Below are 16,706 nucleotides of genomic sequence, written 5' to 3'. Positions count from 1 at the left end.
GCCCCTTCAGGGGCGCGGGGAACTGCGCGACAAGCCCCCACCGGGCAGCAGACGGCGGATCATCGGCGGGCCGCTAGTCGTCGTCCGCGCCCCGTGGAGCGGCGTCGTGCCAGCGGGGGTCCGTCTCCCAGTCGAGGTTGCGCTCACGGGCCGTGTCCATCGCCCGCTGGGCCTCCTCGCGGGACGCGTACGGACCGAAGCGGTCCTTCGCCGGGCACTCCGGGCCCTCCTCCACCTTCTTGTGTTCCAGGCAGTAGTACCACTCGCCCGGTTTGCCGACCGTCCGCTTCTTGAACAGGGCCATGACCAGCTCCTCTCGCCACCGACATGTTCCCCCATCTCCGCTGGTTAGACTCGCTGGCATGTCTGGCCAGTCGCTGCTCGTCCCAGGGGAGCTGTCCCCCACCCGTTCCGTGCCCGGAAACATCCGCCGCCCGGAGTACGTCGGCAAGCCCGCCCCGACCCCGTACACCGGGCCGGAGGTGCAGACCCCCGAGACGATCGAGGCGATGCGCGTCGCCGGCCGGATCGCCGCGCAAGCCATGGCCGAGGCCGCGAAGCTCATCGCGCCCGGCGTCACCACGGACGAGCTGGACCGGGTCGCGCACGCCTACATGTGCGACCACGGCGCCTACCCGTCCACGCTCGGCTACCGCGGCTTCCCGAAGTCCCTGTGCACGTCGGTGAACGAGGTCATCTGCCACGGCATCCCGGACTCCACGGTCCTGCGGGACGGCGACATCATCAACCTCGACGTGACGGCGTACATCGGGGGCGTGCACGGCGACAACAACGCCACGTATCTCGTGGGCGACGTGGCCGAGGAGTCGCGGCTGCTGGTCGAGCGGACCCGTGAGTCGCTGGAGCGGGCCATCAAGGCGGTCAGGCCCGGCCGCCAGATCAACATCATCGGCCGGGTCATCGAGTCGTACGCGAAGCGCTTCGGGTACGGGGTCGTCCGGGACTTCACCGGGCACGGCATCAACTCGTCGTTCCACTCCGGCCTGATCGTCCCGCACTACGACAGTCCGCACGCGACGACCGTGATGCAGCCCGGGATGACGTTCACGATCGAGCCGATGCTGACGCTGGGCTCGTACGACTACGACATGTGGGACGACGGGTGGACGGTCGTCACCAAGGACCGGCTGCGGACCGCGCAGTTCGAGCACACCCTGGTCGTCACGGACAGCGGGGCCGAGGTCCTCACGCTGCCGTAGCCGCCGCCCCGCCTCATCAGGTGCCGCCCGCTCGTTCAGAGCGGGCGGCTCTTTCATGTGGTCTTCCGCGTGGAAGTGGCGGAGATTCGGGGTACGTTTTTACCGACAGGGCGTCGGGAACCCATTGACTTAGGTAAGCCTAACCATAGAAGATTGGTCCGGCTCCCGTCTCCCCCGTTCAGCCCCGGAGGTCCCCATGACATCGTCGAGTACACCGTTCTCGACGCTCATCCGCACCGCGTCCCACGAGCAGCACGTGGAGGCGGAGACCTCGACCTTCATGAGCGACCTGCTCGGCGGCAGACTCGGCGTGGACGCGTACGCGCGCTACACGGAACAGCTGTGGTTCGTGTACGAGGCGCTGGAGTCGGGTGCGCGGGATCTTTCCGGGGACCCGGTGGCGGGGCCGTTCGTCCAGCCCGAGCTGATGCGGCTCGCCTCGCTGGAGCGTGACCTCGCCCATCTTCGGGGGCCGGGGTGGCGCGAGGGTGTCACCGCGCTGCCGGCGACGCTGGAGTACGCGGAGCGGGTGGCCGAGTGTGCGCGTACGTGGGCCGGGGGGTACGTGGCGCATCACTACACGCGCTATCTCGGGGATCTCTCCGGTGGGCAGATCATTCGGGACAAGGCGGAGAAGACGTGGGGGTTTGCCCGCAAGGGGGACGGGGTGCGGTTCTATGTCTTCGAGGACATCGGGAATCCGGCGGCGTTCAAGCGAGGGTATCGGGAACTGCTTGACGCGCTTCCCGTGGATGACCTGGAGAAGCAGCGGGTTGTTGCCGAGTGCCGGCGGGCGTTCGCGCTGAACACGGCGGTTTTCCGGGGGCTGGGAGAAGAGTTCCGCATCAGCGCGTGACGTTCCACTGGGGGTCGTGTTCTCGGGTGCGGGTGCGTGGGGGCTGGCCGCGCAGTTCCCCGCGCCCCTCAGAGGCGGGGCTGCGCCCCAGCCTTTGCCTCCGCCTCTGCCCCTACGGGGCGCGGTTGCGCTCCGGCCTTCGCCCTCTCAGGGGCGCGGGGAACGGCGCAGTCTTTTGTCTTTCAGGGGCGCGGGGAACTGCGCGGCCAGCCCCCACCGGGCCCGCACCCGAAAACGCGCCCCCACCCGCCCCGACCAAAACGTGTCAGCGTTCCAGGAAGACTCTGCCGCCCAGTTCCAACCACCCCTCCGGCTGGGGAGCCGTGAGGAGTTGGGAGCCAGTGCCCTGGACGATGTTCAGGGCTCGGCCCAGTTGGGCCGTCAGCTGGAGCGCCGCCGCCCCCGTCGCCTCGTCCTCGTCGATGCCGTCCCCCCGGCCAGGGAAGCCGCGGGCCCGGACACGACCCGCGGCCTCGTCCTCCCACGCCCAGGCGTACAGCCACTCCCCCGCCGGCGGCACGGCCAGCGCCTCCACCTCGGCGGCGGTCGCGTACTGCCGCAGCGTGCGCGGCCGGGCCCACTCCGGGCGGGCCTCGATCCAGGTGAACTCACCGTCGAGCCTCGTACCCACCACACCCGCGGGCGTGACGAGTTCGGGTACGTCCAGCAGCCAGGCCACGCCCACGCAGGGGTATCCCGCGAACGGCAGCCGCCCACTGGGCGTGTAGATGTCGATGACCCCGCGCTCGGGGTCATCGACGAACACCGTCTCGCTGAAGCCGAGTTTCGCCGCGAACGCCTGCCGTTCGTCCCGCTCGGGGAGGACGGAACCCTCCCGTACCACCCCGAGCTCATTGCCGTACTCGCCGCGGGGCCCGCAGAAGACCCGCACCACGTCGTAATCAGTCACTCCGGCATTCAAACATCATGACGACGCCGGTCAGGCCTCGGCGGAGTCCGTCAGACGGCGACGGCGTACCGCGAACACCACGCCCGCGCCCGCCGCCACGGTGACCGCGGCGGCAGCGCCGAGCGCACCGACGGGGACGTCGGAGCCGGTGGAGGCGAGGTTGCCGCTCACACCGCCCGTGGTGGACCCGGTGGTGCCCGCGCCGCCTCCGGTGGTTCCACCGGTCGTGCCGCCCGTGGTGTCACCGGTGCCCCCCGTCCCGGACGTCGACGTCGGTTCGGTGTCCGGGAGTTCGGCGTCCGCGGTCAGGGCCACCGCGAGGTCGACCGGGTCGAGTGCGGCGCCGGCCTGGTAGAAGCCGCCGAAGGCCTCCGCGCCCGCCTTGGTGAGGGTGGTGGTGACGCCGTCGAGGGTGATGACGTCGTCCTCGGCGGTCAGGTCGGCCGACTTGGGCTTGAGTTCGGCGAGGGTCACGTCCTCGGACTTCTCACCGAGGCTGTCGACGTCGGCGGTCAGCTTGCCGGAGCCGCCGTCGATCTCCGCCTTCAGATCGCTGAGGGTGAGGTCGAGTCCGTAACTGCCGTTGTCCTCATGGCCCTTGAAGTTGACCGAGCCCTTGAAGGACGCCTTGAGGGTGTCGGCGTCCGTGTCGTAGGTGCCCGTGGCGTCGGGGAAGGTGAAGACCCCGTTCCCGGCGGCCTGCTCCGCCCCGCCCGACACCGTGATCCTGCCCTTGGCGACCCCGTCGACGACGTACGTACGGAAGGACTGCTTCACGCCCCAGCCGAGCGTGCCGTAGCTGATGTCCCCCTTGGTGGCGGCCTCGGTGGGCGAGGGCTTCGGGGTCGTCGATCCCGTCGGCCTGGGGGTGGCGGTGGTGGTCGGGGTGCTCGTGGGGGTGCCGGTCGGGGTGGCCGGCGGGGTGGTGGTGTCGGTGGCCGTCGGGGACGGCGACTCGGCCTTCTTCTCGACCACGGTCAGGGGGTCGCCTGCCGCACCCGTGTAGGAGGAGCTGCCGAAGACGTCGCCCGCCTCTTTGGTGAGCTTGGTCGCCATGTCCGTCATCGTGCGGTTGACGGTGACCTCGGCGAGCGGCACGTCCTGCTCGGTCGTACCGGCCTTCGTCACATCGGCGGTGACTCTCGCGTCCTTGCTGTCGAACTTCACGTCGGACAGCTTGAGTTCGAAGCCGTGGGCCTTGGAGACGATGTTCAGGGCGCCCTCGAAGCCGAGCGCGACGGTGTGGGCCTCGGAGTCGTAGCTCCCGGTGCCGTTGACGAAGGTGAACACGCCGTTGTCCTTGGCCTGCGTGGCGCCGGCCTCGGGCGTGAAGGTGCCGGCCGCCATGCCCGTCACGTAGTTGCGGTACGACTCCTTGATGCCCCAGGTCAACTCGTAGCCCTTGAGCGGTACTTCGGCGGCGGAGGCGGACGTGGCGGCGAGGGCGGTGGCGCCGAGCGTGACGGCGGTCGCGCAGGCTGCGGCAAGGGCTGTCGAGCGGCGGCGGTTGGCGGCCATGGTCGTGGATCTCCTCGGTTCGGATGCAGCTTCAGTGCATGGGGTCCGCTCAACCGGCGGACCGGGACGGAAAGTTCAGTTCTCGTTCGACGCGTTGTTCGGGGCGTCGGCGTCCGGAGCCGCGGCGGAAGCCGGCTGGGGCGTACGGCGCCTGCGGATGATCAGGAAGGCCGCGGTGATCGCGGCCAGGGAGGCGACCGCGAGGCCGATGGGCAGGACGGGGACGTCCGATTCGCTCGCGGTGGCCTCGGTCTCGGGTTCGGCCTTCTTCGGCTCGGCCGCCGCGGCCTCGGGCGTGGCGGACTCCGCGCTGCCCAGGTCGGGCAGGGCGGGCAGTTCGGCCCGGTCGGTCAGGGCGACGGCGAGGGACACCGGGTCCATCTCCGTGCCCGCCCTGTACATCCCGCCGAAGGCTTCGGCGCCCTCGGCGGTGAGCTTCGCGGGGGCCTCGGTGACCTGGGCGAGGCCGTCCTCGGCCTTGAGGTCCTTGGCGGTGAAGGTGACCAGCGGCACCTTCTTCTCCGTCCCGCCCGCCTTCTCCGTCCCGCCCGCCTTCTCCGTCCCGCCCGCCTTGCCCGTGCCGCCGCCGCTCGTGACGTCGGCGTACAGCGTGCCCTTGCCGTCGTCCGTGACCTCGGCCCTGATCCCGCCGAGTTTCAGGTCGAGGCCCTGCTCACCGGTGAAGCGGACGGCTCCGGTGAAGGCCGCGTCGAGGGTCTGCTTCTTCTCGTCGTACGTGCCCGAGCCCTCGGGGAAGCGGAAGAGCGCGCCGCCGTCCTGGGCGCCGTCGCTGAGCTTCCACTCGCCCTGCGCGATGGCGCCGGTGACGTACTCGCGGAAGGTCCTGCGCACGCCCCAGTCCACGGCTCCGTCCTCGATCCGGCCCGAAGTCTCCTTCCTGGCCTTCGGCTTGGACGTGGACTCGGCCGGTGAGGGCGACTGCGTGCGGGTGGGTTCGGCGGCTGGCGCCTTCACGTCCGCGGAGAGGCTGACCGGGTCGAGGGCGGTGCCCGCCGTGTAGTAGCCGGCGAAGGACTTGGCGCCCTGGGCGGTCAGCGTGGCGGGCAGGTTGTTCAGCTGGACGGCGTTGCCGCCGCCCTTCATGTCGATGCCGCCGAGGGAGAGGGAGGCGAAGGGCACCTGCGAGGACGTCGTGACCGCCCCGGTGCCCTTCGCCTTGCTGATGATGTCGACGTAGAGCGTGCCGCCGTTGCCAGCGATGCGGACGGTGGGCCGGCTGATCGTCAGATCGAGCTGGTAGGTGCCGTTGTCCTCCTTGTGCCCGAGGAAGTGGACACCGCCGGAGAAACCGGCGTTGAAGGCACCCGAGGAACCGTCGTACGTACCGGCCGCCGAGTGGAAGCGGAACTGGCTGCCGCCGACCGTGGCCGCGCCCCCGGTGAGGGAGAAACTGCCGTTCGCTATCGGGCCGGTGACGTAGCTCTGGAAGGAGGACTTGATGCCCCAGTCCAGTCGGCCGCCCTGCACGGTCCGGCTCGCCGCGTGGGCCTGGCCGGCCGGGAGCAGCGCGGCGAGCACTGCTGCGAGCGCTGCCGCGCAGAGCAGGGTCACGTGGGTGCGTAGGTGCGGGCGGGCTGGCATGTGTCCTCCGGGGCGGGTGGATCTGGCCGGATGCGATGGGGTGCGCGCTCCTGGCGAGAAAGGTAAGGCTAACCTAAGCTATGCCCTGCCGGGACGGGAAGCACGGGATGAGACACAGGGGGACCGCGGGCCGGTTTTCGGCTGACGGTGCGTCGTGGCTTGTCGCGCAGTTCCCCGCGCCCCTGACAGCGACGGGGCGGGCCCCGTCCGGTGAGCAGACCGAACTACCGGCGAACCGAAAGGAACCACACGACCGTGGGACGCATGCGTGTACGAGTGGCGGGTGCGCTGCTTGCGGTGCTTGTGGTGGCGGGGTGTGCCTCCCCCGAGGGGATACCCGAGCCGGGCCAGAAGGCCCACGCCGCCGCCGATCGCGTCGAGCCGCTCGCCGACACCCCGGAGCCTCGGCTTCCGGTCACCGTGCGGTCGGCCGACGGGCACGACGTCACGGTCGAGGACGCCGAACGCGTCGTCCCGCTCTCCGGCAGCCTCAGCGAGATCGTCTTCACCCTCGGCCTCGGCGAGCGGGTCGTCGCCCGTGACATCACCGCCACCTTCGCGCAGGCGGAGAAGCTGCCGGTGGTCACCCGCAACCACGACGTCTCCGCGGAGAGCGTGCTGTCCCTCAAGCCCGATCTGGTGCTCGCGGAGGCCACCACCGGGCCCGCGGAGGCGATGGGCCAGATCCGCGACGCGGGCGTCCCCGTCCTCGTCGTCGACCCGGCGCGGGGCCTCGACGACGTGGGCCCGCGCATCGAGGCGGTGGCCCGCGCCCTCGGCGTACCGGCCGCGGGCAAGGAGCTCACGGAGCGCTCGGAGGACCGGATCGCCGCGGTGCGCGCGGACGTTCCGAAGAAGACCGACGCACCGCGGGTCGCCTTCCTCTACCTCCGCGGTTCCGCGTCCGTCTATCTGATCGGGGGCAAGGGTTCGGGAGCGACCTCGCTGCTCGAAGCGGCGGGCGCGGTGGACGCGGGCGCGGAGTCGGGCCTGAAGAAGGACTTCACCGCGATCACCACGGAGGCCCTCGCCCAGGCGGCCCCCGACGCGATCCTCGTCATGTCCAGGGGACTTGAGTCCGTCGGCGGCATCGACGGCCTGGTCAAGATCCCCGGTGTCGCGCAGACCCCCGCCGGGATGGACCGCCGGGTCGTCTCCGTCGAGGACGGCGTACTCCTGAACTACGGGCCCCGCACGGACGCCGTACTGAAGTCCATCGTCGGCCAGTTGTACGGGGACGAGAAGTGAGCGTGACCGGCAAGGCCGCATCCCGGGCCCCGGAGAACCCCGCCGGGGCGCCCCCTGCCGTTACCTCCCCCTCCGAGGCTCCCCCCTCCGAAGCTCCGGCCCCCGAACGCCCAGCCGCCGAGGCCCCGGCTCTCGAAGTCCCCGCTCCCGACACCCCCGCCGCCTTCGCGCGCGGCGGTGTCACGCGTCCTCGCCGCAGCGTGCCCTGGCTGCTCACGGCCGGGCTCGCCGCCCTCCTCCTTCTCCTCACGCTCGCCTCCGCCGGGCTCGGCGCGTACGAGATCCCACCCGGGGACGTCCTGTCCTCCCTCGCGCACCGCGCGGGTCTCGGCGGCGGCGAACTGGAGCGTGTCCCCGAGTCCGTGCTGTGGAACGTGCGCTTCCCGCGGATCGTGCTCGCGCTGCTCGTCGGCGCCTCACTGGGCTGCGCGGGCGCGCTGATGCAGGGCGTGTTCGGCAATCCGCTCGCCGAACCGAGCGTCATCGGCGTCTCGTCGGGTGCGGCGGTCGGCGCGGTCGCCGCGATCTCGCTGGGCCTCGGCTTCCTGGGCACCTGGACGATCCCGGTCTTCGCCTTCGTCGCGGGTCTCGGCACCGCGCTGCTCGTGTACGCGACATCCCGCTCGGGCGGCCGTACCGAGGTCGTGACGCTGATCCTCACCGGAATCGCGGTGAACGCCTTCGCGGGCGCGCTGATCGGCCTGTTCATCTTCCTGGCCGACACCGCCGCGGTGAACCAGATCACCTTCTGGCAGCTCGGCTCGCTCTCCCAGGCGACCTGGCCGAAGGTGCTGGCGGTCCTGCCGTGCGCGGTGGCCGGTCTCGCCGTCGCACCCTTGTACGCGCGCAAGCTGGACCTGCTGGCGCTCGGCGAGCGCCCGGCCCGGCATCTGGGCGTGGACGTCGAACGGCTTCGTATCGTGCTGGTCCTGGTCGTCGCGCTGCTGACGGCCGCGGCCGTCAGCGTCTCCGGGGTCATCGGTTTCGTGGGGCTCGTCGTCCCGCATCTGCTGCGGATGGCCGCGGGTCCCGGACACCGCTTCCTGGTTCCCGGCAGCGCGCTGGGCGGTGCGGTCGTGCTGCTCGCGGGCGATCTCGCGGCGCGGACCGTCGCCGAGCCCGCCGAGCTGCCGCTCGGTGTGCTGACCGCTCTCTTCGGCAGCCCGTTCTTCTTCTGGCTGCTGCGCAGGACCCGTCGCAGGCAGGGAGGCTGGGCATGAGGAAGCGCAGGGGATGGCTCCGTACGGGGATCGTGCCGCCCGGGCCCGTGACCGCCGGTGACGTGCTCGCCGCGGCCGAGGCCCTGCAGGTGCGGCTCGGCGCCCGCGAGGTGCTGTCCGGCGTGGACGTCGAGGCCCGCGCCGGTGAGGTGCTGGCGCTCGTCGGACCCAACGGGGCCGGTAAATCGACCCTGTTGGGCGCGCTCGCCGCCGACCTCCCGGCGGCCGAGGGGGTCGTACGGGTCCACGGGCGCCCGGTGTCCGAGTGGTCGGCGCACGAACTGGCCCTGCGCCGGGCGGTACTCCCCCAGTCCGCCTCGCTCTCCTTCCCCTTCCCGGTCGAGGAGGTCGTACGGATGGGTCGGGCGCCCTGGGCGGGCCGGCCCGAGGAGGCCGAGGACGACGCGGCGGTCGCGTCGGCCATGCGGGCGACCGAGGTCACCGCGTTCGCGGGCCGGCCCTTCTCGGCGCTCAGCGGCGGCGAGCGGGCCAGGGTCGCGCTCGCCCGGGTGCTCGCCCAGCGGGCCCGGCTGCTGCTGCTCGACGAGCCGACGGCCGCACTCGACCTCAGGCACCAGGAGCTGGTGCTGCGGATCTGCCGCGAAAGGGCGCACGAAGGGGACGCAGTGGTAGTGGTGTTGCACGATCTGGGTCTCGCCGCCGCGTACGCGCACCGGGTGGTGATCCTGTGCGCCGGGCGCGCGGTGGCCGACGGGGCGCCCTCGGAGGTCTTCACCGACCGACTGCTTTCGGACGTCTACAAACAGCCGGTGGAAGTGTTTCCCCACCCGCGCACGGGCGGGGTCATGGTGGCTCCTGTCAGGGGTTCTTGACCCGTCTTTGACCGTTTCGTGGGGGACGGATAGTGCCCCCGTGACCGCACCGTGCTCGTACGCCGTCCATGAGAGCTGAATCACTGGACGGGCGGCTTTCAGTCAGGTAAGCCTCAGATAAGTTAGGGCAGCCTCACTGAGCCGCTGTGGGGTCACTGTGCTTTCCCTGTGATCCGCTTCCCCCCGTCTGTGACCCTCTTGGAGCCTGTATGCGAGCCGTCCGACTCTCCGTCGTCACCGCTGCCGCGACCGCGGCGGCGCTGGCCGCTGTCACGGGCTGCACCGAGAAGAGCAACGCGTCGAGCGACGACCACGTCGTCGAGGTGACGGCCACGGACAGCACGTGCGAGGTGTCGAAGAAGGAGTTCCCGGCCGGCCACGTCCAGCTCGACGTGACCAACAAGGGCTCCAAGGTCACCGAGGTCTACCTCCTGTTCCCCGACGACCGGATCGTCACCGAGCGCGAGAACATCGGCCCCGGCACCCGCCAGAAGGTCACCGCCGAGGTCAAGGCGGGCGACTACCGCATCGCCTGCAAGCCCGGCATGAAGGGCGAGGGCATCCGGCAGGACGTCACGGTCACCGGCGGCGGCAAGGCCGCCAAGCGCGACCCGCGCCTGGACGCGGCGGTCGCCTCCTACCGGCAGTACGCGCAGGAGCAGGCCGACGAGACCCTGCCCGAGGCCAAGGTGTTCGCGGACGCCGTCAAGGCCGGTGACATAGAGGCCGCGAAGAAGGCGTACGCCACCTCGCGCATCGGCTGGGAGCGCACCGAGCCGGTCGCCGAGTCGTTCGGGGACATCGACCCGAAGGTAGACGTGCGCGAGGACGGTCTGGAGGAGGGCCAGGACCCGGAGAAGGACTGGACGGGCTGGCACCGCCTGGAGCGCTCGCTGTGGAAGGACAAGAAGCTCACCGACCGGGACTCCGAGCTGGCCGACCAGCTGATCAAGGACCTCACCGACTGGCAGAACCGCGTCGGCAAGGCGGAGATCACCCCGACCTCGATGGCCAACGGCGCCAAGGAACTCCTCGACGAGGTCGCCACCGGCAAGGTCACCGGCGAGGAGGAGCGCTACTCGCACACCGACCTGGTCGACTTCAAGGCGAACGTCGAGGGCGCGGAGAAGTCGTACGCACTGCTGAAGCCGGTGGCGAAGGAGAACGACGCGGCGCTGGTCACCGAGCTGGACAAGCAGTTCGCGGCGCTCGACGCGCTGCTGGACAAGTACCGCGAGGACAAGACCTCGTACGACTTCACCTCGTACGACAAGGTCGGCAAGGCCGACCGCAAGGAACTCTCGGACGCGGTGAACGCGCTCGCGGAGCCCCTGTCCAAGCTCGCCGCCGCCGTCGTCGCGACGAAGTAGGGACCGGCCATGACCGACACCCCCGCCGGGAAACCGGCGTCCTCCGAGCAGCCCGCGTCCTCCGCGCCCGCCACCACTGCGGCGGCTCCGTCGCGGCGTGCGCTGATCGGCTGGGGCGGTGCCGGGCTCGCCCTGGGTGCCGCCGCGGCCGGCGGCGCGGTGGCGGTGGCCCGCTCCGGCGACGACACCGCCCCGGCCGCAGCCGGGGCGGGCGGCGAGATCGCCTTCCACGGCATCCACCAGGCGGGCATCGCCACCCCGGTGCAGGACCGGCTGCACTTCGCGGCCTTCGACGTGAAGACGACCGACCGGGCCGCGTTCGTGCAGCTGCTGAAGGACTGGACCGAGGCGGCCCGGCGGATGACCGCCGGGCGGGCGGTCGGCGAGGGCGCGTACGGCGGTCTCGCCGAGGCGCCGCCGGACGACACCGGGGAGGCGCTCGGCCTCTCCCCGTCACGGCTGACCCTCACCATCGGCTTCGGCCCTTCCCTCTTCGAGAAGTTCGGCCTCTCCGGCCGGCGGCCCGAAGCCCTCGTCGACCTGCCGAAGTTCGCCGGCGACAACCTGGACAAAAACCGCAGCGGCGGCGACCTGTGCATCCAGGCGTGCGCGGACGACCCGCAGATCGCCGTGCACGCGATCCGCAACCTGGCCAGGATCGGCTTCGGCAAGGTCGTCATCCGCTGGTCGCAGCTGGGCTTCGGCAAGACCTCCTCGACGACCCCGGACGCCCAGACCCCCCGTAACCTCATGGGGTTCAAGGACGGCACCCGCAACATCGCCGGGACCGAGACCGACCGCCTGAAGAAGTTCGTGTGGGTCGAGGAGGCGAAGGAGAGCGACGGCGACGGCGACTCTGCCTGGATGGCCGGGGGCTCCTACCTCGTGGCCCGGCGGATCCGGATGAACATCGAGACCTGGGACCGCACCTCACTCCAGGAGCAGGAGGACATCTTCGGCCGCGACAAGGGCGAAGGCGCCCCCGTCGGCAAGGCGAAGGAACGCGACGAGCCCTTCCTCAAAGCCATGCTGCCCGACGCGCACGTGCGGCTCGCGCACCCCGACACCAACGCCGGGGCCACGCTCCTGCGCCGCGGCTACTCCTTCACCGACGGCACCGACGGGCTGGGCCGCCTGGACGCGGGCCTGTTCTTCCTCGCCTACCAGCGCGATGTGCGCAAGGGCTTCATCCCCGTGCAGCGCAGCCTGGCGGCCGACGCGCTCAACGAGTACATCCAGCACGTGGGTTCGGCGGTGTTCGCGATCCCGCCCGGCGTCCGCGACAAGGACGACTGGTGGGGCCGGGCCCTTTTCGCCGAAAACCCCGGCGGTACGAACAGCCCCAAGGAGGCGTAGGCCGTGTTCGGCAACTATCTGATCGGCCTGCGCGAAGGACTTGAGGCCAGCCTCGTCGTCTGCATCCTCATCGCCTATCTGGTCAAGACGGACCGCCGGGACGCCCTCAAGCCCGTCTGGACCGGCATCGCGGTCGCCGTCGTCCTCGCCCTCGGCTTCGGTTTCGCGCTCGAATTCGGCTCCCAGGAGCTGACGTTCGAGGCGCAGGAGGCGCTCGGCGGCTCACTGTCGATCATCGCGGTCGGCCTGGTGACGTGGATGGTCTTCTGGATGCGCCGCACCGCCCGCCACCTCAGGAGCGAACTGCACGGCAGGATCGACGCGGCCCTGCAGATGGGCACGGCCGCACTGGTCGCCACCGCGTTCCTGGCCGTCGGCCGCGAAGGCCTGGAGACGGCCCTGTTCGTGTGGGCGTCGGTGCGCGCGTCGAACGACGGCACCCAGGGCCCGCTGATCGGCGTGCTCCTCGGCATCCTGACCGCAGTGGTGCTCGGCTATCTCTTCTACCGGGGCACGGTCCGCATCAACCTCGCCAAGTTCTTCACGTGGACCGGCGGCATGCTCGTCGTCGTGGCCGCGGGCGTCCTCGCGTACGGCGTGCACGACCTCCAGGAGGCCGACTTCCTGCCGGGCCTGACGGACAAGGCCTTCGACATCAGCGAGACCGTCCCCCCGGACAGCTGGTACGGCACCCTCCTGAAGGGCGTCCTCAACTTCCAGCCCGACCCGACCGTCGTCCAGGTCGTCGTGTGGGTCCTCTACCTGGTGCCGACGCTGGCGTTCTTCCTGGCGCCCTCGCGGTCCGCCAAAAGCGGTGCCAAGTCGCCCACACCGGTGCGCGAAGAGGCGTGAGACCGGCGCACGGAGGGCGCGGTACGTCATCCCGCCGCCCGGACGTCTCCCGGCCCCGGTAGGGTTCGCCTCCGGGAAACCGGGATCGGCAACCGGGAATCGGGACGGGGAAGGTGAAGGGACTCGATGAGCAGGGATCGCAGCCCTCGTAGGTCTCCTGGGCCTCGCAGGCCTCGCGGACTCGGCCGCGGCGCACTGACGGCGGCCTCCGTGACCGTGCTGTCGGTGACGGCCAGCGGCTGTGTGGTGGTGCACGGGGAACGGGAGATCCTCCCCGGGGCCACGAAGAGCGAGGCCGCACGTGCCCTGCGGGACTTCACCACCGCCTACAACAAGGCGAACGGCGCCAACGACCCGTCCCTGGACGCGGACCGGGTCACCGGCGCCCTCGGGGACATCGACGGGGCGAAGCTGAAGGCCGGCGCCAAGAACCAGCCCGGCGGCAACGCCGACTACGTGCCGCTGAAGCTGACCGACACCGAGTTCACGATCCCGGAGAAGGCCGGCTGGCCGCGCTGGTTCGTCACCGACTCGAAGGCCAACAAGGGCCGCGCCGAGGACCGTTGGCTGATGGTGTTCACCCGCGGCGACGCGAACGAGGTGTGGCAGGTCGCGTATCTGACGATCTCCTCCGCGGACGAGATACCGACGTTCAAGAAGAACGACGACGGCTGGGCGGAGCCGGTCACGGCGAACGCGGCGGATCTGGCGGTCGCCCCCGGGAAACTCCCCCAGCAGTACGCCACTTACCTGAAGGACGGCGGCAGCACCTTCGCGGACGGCGCCCACACCACGAAGTGGCGCTCCGACCGGGCGAAGAGCGCCGCACGGCCGGGGCTCGCCCAGCAGTACATCGACGAGCCGCTGACGTCCGGCGACTACGCCCCGGTCGGCCTGCGCACGGCGGACGGCGGCGCCCTCGTCTTCTTCACCACCCGCCACTACCAGAAGCAGACGGCGGCCCCGGGCGTCCCGATCAACGTCACCAACGCCGACGTCAAAGCCCTGATGACGGGCGAACCCAAACAGTCCCTGACCCTGGAATCCATCTCCAACCAGGCGGTCCTGGACCCCCCGAAGTCGGCCTCGGACCAACGGATCACTTTCCTGAGCAGAATCCAGGGCCTGACGGCGGCAAAGGGAGATTAGGAGCGGGGCCGCGCCCCGTCAGGGGCGCGGGGAACTGCGCGGCCGGCCCCCACTCACCCGCAGACAGAACTCGGCGTCATCCCCGGAGGGGCCACGCCGCAACATGCTCCCGCTCAACCCCCGCATACCGAGCACATTCATCCGTCAGGACTTCCAGCAAGGACAACGGATCCGGCAACGGATACTCGGGCCCGCGCACCCACTGCACCACCAGCTCCCCCGGCAACCGGGCCGGAGGCACCAGCACGTACGACCCCCGGCAGTGCCACCGCAGCCCCGGATGCTCATCCATCGTCTCGGGATGACAGTCCAGCTCGCACGGCCACCACTCGTCCTCGTCCTCGGGCGTCCCGCGCGTCGCCGTGAAGAAGAGCATCCGGTCGTCCCCGGACAGCGCGACCGGCCCGACCTCGATCCCGGAGCCGAGCAGCCGCTCCAGCGCCTCCTGCCCGGCCTCCACCGGCACGTCCAGCACGTCGTGCACCATGCCGGTCGCGGTGATGAAGTTGGCGAGCGGCTGATGCCGGGCCCACCTCTCGATCTGCGACCGGTCGGTCGTGGACTGCGTCTGCCAGGCGAACGAAACGGGGTGGCGCGCGGGGGTCGGACACCCGACGCGGTCGCACGAACACCGGTACGCGGAGGGATGGGCGGCGGGCGCGAGCGGCAGCCCGGCTCCGGCGGCGGCCAGCAGCAGTTCCTCACGGCTCGCGGAGTCGTCCGCGGCGTCGGTCCGTGGGCGCCGACCGCGCAACCACTGGGAGATCCTGCCCTGCCCGCCGGAGCGGCGGCCCGTCTCTGCGCTCATATAGTGCCCTCGCCTGGCTGTTGTGCGGACAGCATGCCTCATGCTCCCACCATCCTGCGCTCCGGGGGGCCGGAGCCCACATCCGGGGTAGGTGGGGTGATGCCCGCCCGGGGCAGTGATCGAGTGTCATTGCGTACTTTGACACGATATGCCCGCCTACGGTGTCGGCATGGTCACACGGACTGCGCTGACGGGTATCGCCGGTCTCACGTCACTGGCTCTCGTGGGACAGAGCGGGGCGATCACCCCTCTGGAATGGGGCCCCGGCCCCCTGACGGTGTCGGCGCTGCCCCGCGTCGTCTACACGGCACACCGCGGGGGCGCCCGCGAGGTGCCGGAGAACAGCATGACGGGCCTCATGACGGCGTACGAGCGCGGGACGGCCCAGGTGCTCGACCTGGACACCCGGATACTGCGCGACGGGACGATGGTGGTCATGCACGACGCCACCCTGAACCGCACGACCTACATGGGCGGCCCCGTGCACGCGCTCGACCGGCGGGACTGGCAGGGGGTACGGCTGCGCCCCAAGGACACCCTCCCCGGGAGCTGGCGCTCGGAACGGCCGCCGACGCTCGCCGAGGTGCTGGACCGGTTCGGCGGGCGGGTGGTGCTGATGCTGGAGGCCAAGGACCCGCGGAGTCTGCGGGCCATCGCGGCCATGCTCAGGGAACGCGGTCTGACCCGTTCGGTGCTGGTCAACTCCAACCATCCCGCCGTGGCCCTGCGCACCCACCGCCTGGGCCTGCTCTCGCAGCTGTGGCGTTCGGCGCACCAGATGCGTACCGACCGGCCCGCGCGGTGGCGGCCGTTCGTGGACGTCCTGGACGTCGACCACAAGGCCCGCGACCGCGATCTCGTACGGGCCGTCCGGTCCGGCATCCCGCGGGTGTGGGCGCACACGGTGGTGACCCCGGCGCAGCGTGACCGCGCCCTCGCGCTCGGCTGCGACGGGATCATCACGGACGCGCCGGGACGGCTGGCCCGCGTACGGACCCGGGCCTGGGGCCGACGCCAGGGTCAGGGGTGGGACCGGGGTCAGCGAGGGGCGATGCCGTAGAGGGCGTACTCGACGAGCTTGTCCGCGACGGCGTGGTCGAGCGGTCCGGTGCCCTGGAGCCAGCGCTGGGCGAGGGGCGAGACGAACAGGTCGCGCGCGATGTACGGGTCCACGTCCGCGCGCACCTGGCCCGCGTCCTGGGCCGCCCGCAGGCGTCGTACGTACAGCTCCAGCGACGGCATGAGCAGGGTGGCGACGAACTCCTTCGCGAAGGCCGGGTTGCCGACGCCCTCCGCGGCGAGTGCGCGGGCCGGGGCCTCGTAGCGGGGGTCGTTGAGCTCGTCGACGGTGGCGCGCAGGACGGTCTTGAGGTCGGCCTCCAGGTCCCCGGTGTCGGGGATGCCGTCCGTCTCCGCCCAGTCCCCGCCGCCGGCCGCTTCCGCCGCCTGGACGCCCAGGTCGACGAAGGCCTCCATGAGGACCTCGGCCTTCGACGACCACCAGCGGTAGATGGTCTGCTTGCCTACGCCCGCGCGGGCTGCGATGGCCTCGATGGTGGTTTTGGGGTAGCCGACCTCTGCTACGAGGGTGAGGGCGGCGGCGTAGATCGCGCGGCGGGACTTCTCACTGCGCCGACTGGAATCGGGAGCCATGCCCCCGAACCTACCAGCACCACAAGACGCCCCGTCTCGCCAAAGACTTTCCTTCGCCCCCGCCGCCCCTACCCTTCCCGTCACTGACTCGGGGGCGCAGCCCCCATGCAG

16 protein-coding genes are annotated in these 16,706 nt (G+C 71.1%); 10 read left to right on the top strand and 6 right to left on the bottom strand.

Features of this window, described 5'->3' with window-relative positions; all coding sequences use genetic code 11:
* Positions 1 to 73: 73 nt before the first annotated feature.
* Positions 74 to 304 (bottom strand): hypothetical protein, encoded by a 231-nt coding sequence (locus ACFWGJ_RS29430; RefSeq protein WP_387330594.1) that lies wholly within the window; start codon positions 302 to 304, stop codon positions 74 to 76.
* A 58-nt stretch (positions 305 to 362) separates the two neighbouring features.
* On the opposite strand from ACFWGJ_RS29430, the gene map reads away from it, so the two are divergent.
* Together map and ACFWGJ_RS29420 are read left to right on the top strand one after the other, a co-directional pair.
* Positions 363 to 1,220 (top strand): type I methionyl aminopeptidase, encoded by an 858-nt coding sequence (gene map, locus ACFWGJ_RS29425; RefSeq protein WP_210883205.1) that lies wholly within the window; start codon positions 363 to 365, stop codon positions 1,218 to 1,220.
* 196 nt (positions 1,221 to 1,416) lie between these two features.
* Positions 1,417 to 2,076 (top strand): heme oxygenase (biliverdin-producing), encoded by a 660-nt coding sequence (locus ACFWGJ_RS29420; RefSeq protein ID WP_387330590.1) that lies wholly within the window; start codon positions 1,417 to 1,419, stop codon positions 2,074 to 2,076.
* Positions 2,077 to 2,341: 265 nt separating this feature from the next.
* Here the strand turns inward: ACFWGJ_RS29420 and ACFWGJ_RS29415 are convergent, their stop codons facing one another.
* From ACFWGJ_RS29415 to ACFWGJ_RS29405, 3 genes are all read right to left on the bottom strand, one after another.
* Positions 2,342 to 2,986: a PhzF family phenazine biosynthesis protein gene (locus tag ACFWGJ_RS29415; RefSeq protein ID WP_387330587.1), complete on the bottom strand. Its 645-nt coding sequence runs from the start codon at positions 2,984 to 2,986 to the stop codon at positions 2,342 to 2,344.
* Between the two features lie 30 nt (positions 2,987 to 3,016).
* A complete protein-coding gene (locus ACFWGJ_RS29410) occupies positions 3,017 to 4,504 on the bottom strand; it encodes an HtaA domain-containing protein (RefSeq protein WP_387330584.1) in 1,488 nt (495 codons plus the stop codon).
* A gap of 75 nt (positions 4,505 to 4,579) precedes the next feature.
* Positions 4,580 to 6,106, bottom strand: a complete 1,527-nt coding sequence (locus tag ACFWGJ_RS29405) for an HtaA domain-containing protein (RefSeq protein ID WP_387330581.1) — start codon at positions 6,104 to 6,106, stop codon at positions 4,580 to 4,582.
* A 264-nt stretch (positions 6,107 to 6,370) separates the two neighbouring features.
* On the opposite strand from ACFWGJ_RS29405, the gene ACFWGJ_RS29400 reads away from it, so the two are divergent.
* The 7 genes from ACFWGJ_RS29400 (at position 6,371) to ACFWGJ_RS29370 (ending at position 14,134) form a co-directional block, all read left to right on the top strand.
* Complete coding sequence (locus tag ACFWGJ_RS29400; RefSeq protein ID WP_387330578.1) at positions 6,371 to 7,354, top strand: hemin ABC transporter substrate-binding protein; 984 nt, start codon at positions 6,371 to 6,373, stop codon at positions 7,352 to 7,354.
* Between the two features lie 2 nt (positions 7,355 to 7,356).
* Positions 7,357 to 8,574, top strand: a complete 1,218-nt coding sequence (locus tag ACFWGJ_RS29395) for an iron chelate uptake ABC transporter family permease subunit (protein ID WP_387330576.1) — start codon at positions 7,357 to 7,359, stop codon at positions 8,572 to 8,574.
* Positions 8,571 to 9,407, top strand: a complete 837-nt coding sequence (locus ACFWGJ_RS29390; protein WP_387330574.1) for a heme ABC transporter ATP-binding protein — start codon at positions 8,571 to 8,573, stop codon at positions 9,405 to 9,407. The genes ACFWGJ_RS29395 and ACFWGJ_RS29390 overlap by 4 nt, the downstream gene beginning before the upstream one ends.
* A gap of 209 nt (positions 9,408 to 9,616) precedes the next feature.
* Positions 9,617 to 10,777 carry an iron uptake system protein EfeO gene (gene efeO / locus ACFWGJ_RS29385; RefSeq protein WP_387330571.1) on the top strand — a complete coding sequence of 387 codons (1,161 nt, stop codon included), beginning with the start codon at positions 9,617 to 9,619 and terminating at the stop codon, positions 10,775 to 10,777.
* A gap of 9 nt (positions 10,778 to 10,786) precedes the next feature.
* Positions 10,787 to 12,133 (top strand): iron uptake transporter deferrochelatase/peroxidase subunit, encoded by a 1,347-nt coding sequence (gene efeB / locus ACFWGJ_RS29380; protein WP_387330569.1) that lies wholly within the window; start codon positions 10,787 to 10,789, stop codon positions 12,131 to 12,133.
* Between the two features lie 3 nt (positions 12,134 to 12,136).
* Entirely contained in the window at positions 12,137 to 12,985 is an 849-nt protein-coding gene (gene efeU, locus ACFWGJ_RS29375; protein WP_387330566.1) for an iron uptake transporter permease EfeU, read from the top strand.
* Between the two features lie 126 nt (positions 12,986 to 13,111).
* Positions 13,112 to 14,134, top strand: coding sequence for a hypothetical protein (locus ACFWGJ_RS29370; protein WP_387330564.1), 1,023 nt, complete (start codon positions 13,112 to 13,114; stop codon positions 14,132 to 14,134).
* A 76-nt stretch (positions 14,135 to 14,210) separates the two neighbouring features.
* On the opposite strand, the gene ACFWGJ_RS29365 is transcribed toward ACFWGJ_RS29370, so the two are convergent.
* On the bottom strand, positions 14,211 to 14,942 hold the full coding sequence (locus ACFWGJ_RS29365; RefSeq protein WP_387330561.1) for a bifunctional DNA primase/polymerase: 732 nt from the start codon (positions 14,940 to 14,942) through the stop codon (positions 14,211 to 14,213).
* A gap of 169 nt (positions 14,943 to 15,111) precedes the next feature.
* Here ACFWGJ_RS29365 and ACFWGJ_RS29360 point away from each other — a divergent pair, with 169 nt between their 5' ends.
* Positions 15,112 to 16,002: a glycerophosphodiester phosphodiesterase gene (locus tag ACFWGJ_RS29360; protein ID WP_381832749.1), complete on the top strand. Its 891-nt coding sequence runs from the start codon at positions 15,112 to 15,114 to the stop codon at positions 16,000 to 16,002.
* Here ACFWGJ_RS29360 and ACFWGJ_RS29355 read toward each other — a convergent pair.
* Positions 15,981 to 16,595, bottom strand: a complete 615-nt coding sequence (locus ACFWGJ_RS29355) for a TetR/AcrR family transcriptional regulator (RefSeq protein ID WP_381832752.1) — start codon at positions 16,593 to 16,595, stop codon at positions 15,981 to 15,983. The genes ACFWGJ_RS29360 and ACFWGJ_RS29355 overlap by 22 nt on opposite strands.
* Positions 16,596 to 16,706: the final 111 nt, after the last annotated feature.

This window comes from Streptomyces sp. NPDC060205, from assembly GCF_042728395.1.
Lineage (GTDB): Bacteria > Actinomycetota > Actinomycetes > Streptomycetales > Streptomycetaceae > Streptomyces.
Note: the sequence above shows the minus strand (reverse complement) of the source record. Positions and strands in the feature narration are given on the sequence as shown.

Coding starts and splice junctions, on each gene's coding strand:
- ACFWGJ_RS29430 (WP_387330594.1), bottom strand. CDS start 304: ATGGCCCTGTTCAAGAAGCGGACGGTCGGCAAACCGGGCGAGTGGTAC.
- map (WP_210883205.1), top strand. CDS start 363: ATGTCTGGCCAGTCGCTGCTCGTCCCAGGGGAGCTGTCCCCCACCCGT.
- ACFWGJ_RS29420 (WP_387330590.1), top strand. CDS start 1,417: ATGACATCGTCGAGTACACCGTTCTCGACGCTCATCCGCACCGCGTCC.
- ACFWGJ_RS29410 (WP_387330584.1), bottom strand. CDS start 4,504: ATGGCCGCCAACCGCCGCCGCTCGACAGCCCTTGCCGCAGCCTGCGCG.
- ACFWGJ_RS29405 (WP_387330581.1), bottom strand. CDS start 6,106: ATGCCAGCCCGCCCGCACCTACGCACCCACGTGACCCTGCTCTGCGCG.
- ACFWGJ_RS29400 (WP_387330578.1), top strand. CDS start 6,371: ATGCGTGTACGAGTGGCGGGTGCGCTGCTTGCGGTGCTTGTGGTGGCG.
- ACFWGJ_RS29390 (WP_387330574.1), top strand. CDS start 8,571: ATGAGGAAGCGCAGGGGATGGCTCCGTACGGGGATCGTGCCGCCCGGG.
- efeO (WP_387330571.1), top strand. CDS start 9,617: ATGCGAGCCGTCCGACTCTCCGTCGTCACCGCTGCCGCGACCGCGGCG.
- efeB (WP_387330569.1), top strand. CDS start 10,787: ATGACCGACACCCCCGCCGGGAAACCGGCGTCCTCCGAGCAGCCCGCG.
- ACFWGJ_RS29370 (WP_387330564.1), top strand. CDS start 13,112: ATGAGCAGGGATCGCAGCCCTCGTAGGTCTCCTGGGCCTCGCAGGCCT.
- ACFWGJ_RS29365 (WP_387330561.1), bottom strand. CDS start 14,942: ATGAGCGCAGAGACGGGCCGCCGCTCCGGCGGGCAGGGCAGGATCTCC.
- ACFWGJ_RS29360 (WP_381832749.1), top strand. CDS start 15,112: ATGGTCACACGGACTGCGCTGACGGGTATCGCCGGTCTCACGTCACTG.
- ACFWGJ_RS29355 (WP_381832752.1), bottom strand. CDS start 16,595: ATGGCTCCCGATTCCAGTCGGCGCAGTGAGAAGTCCCGCCGCGCGATC.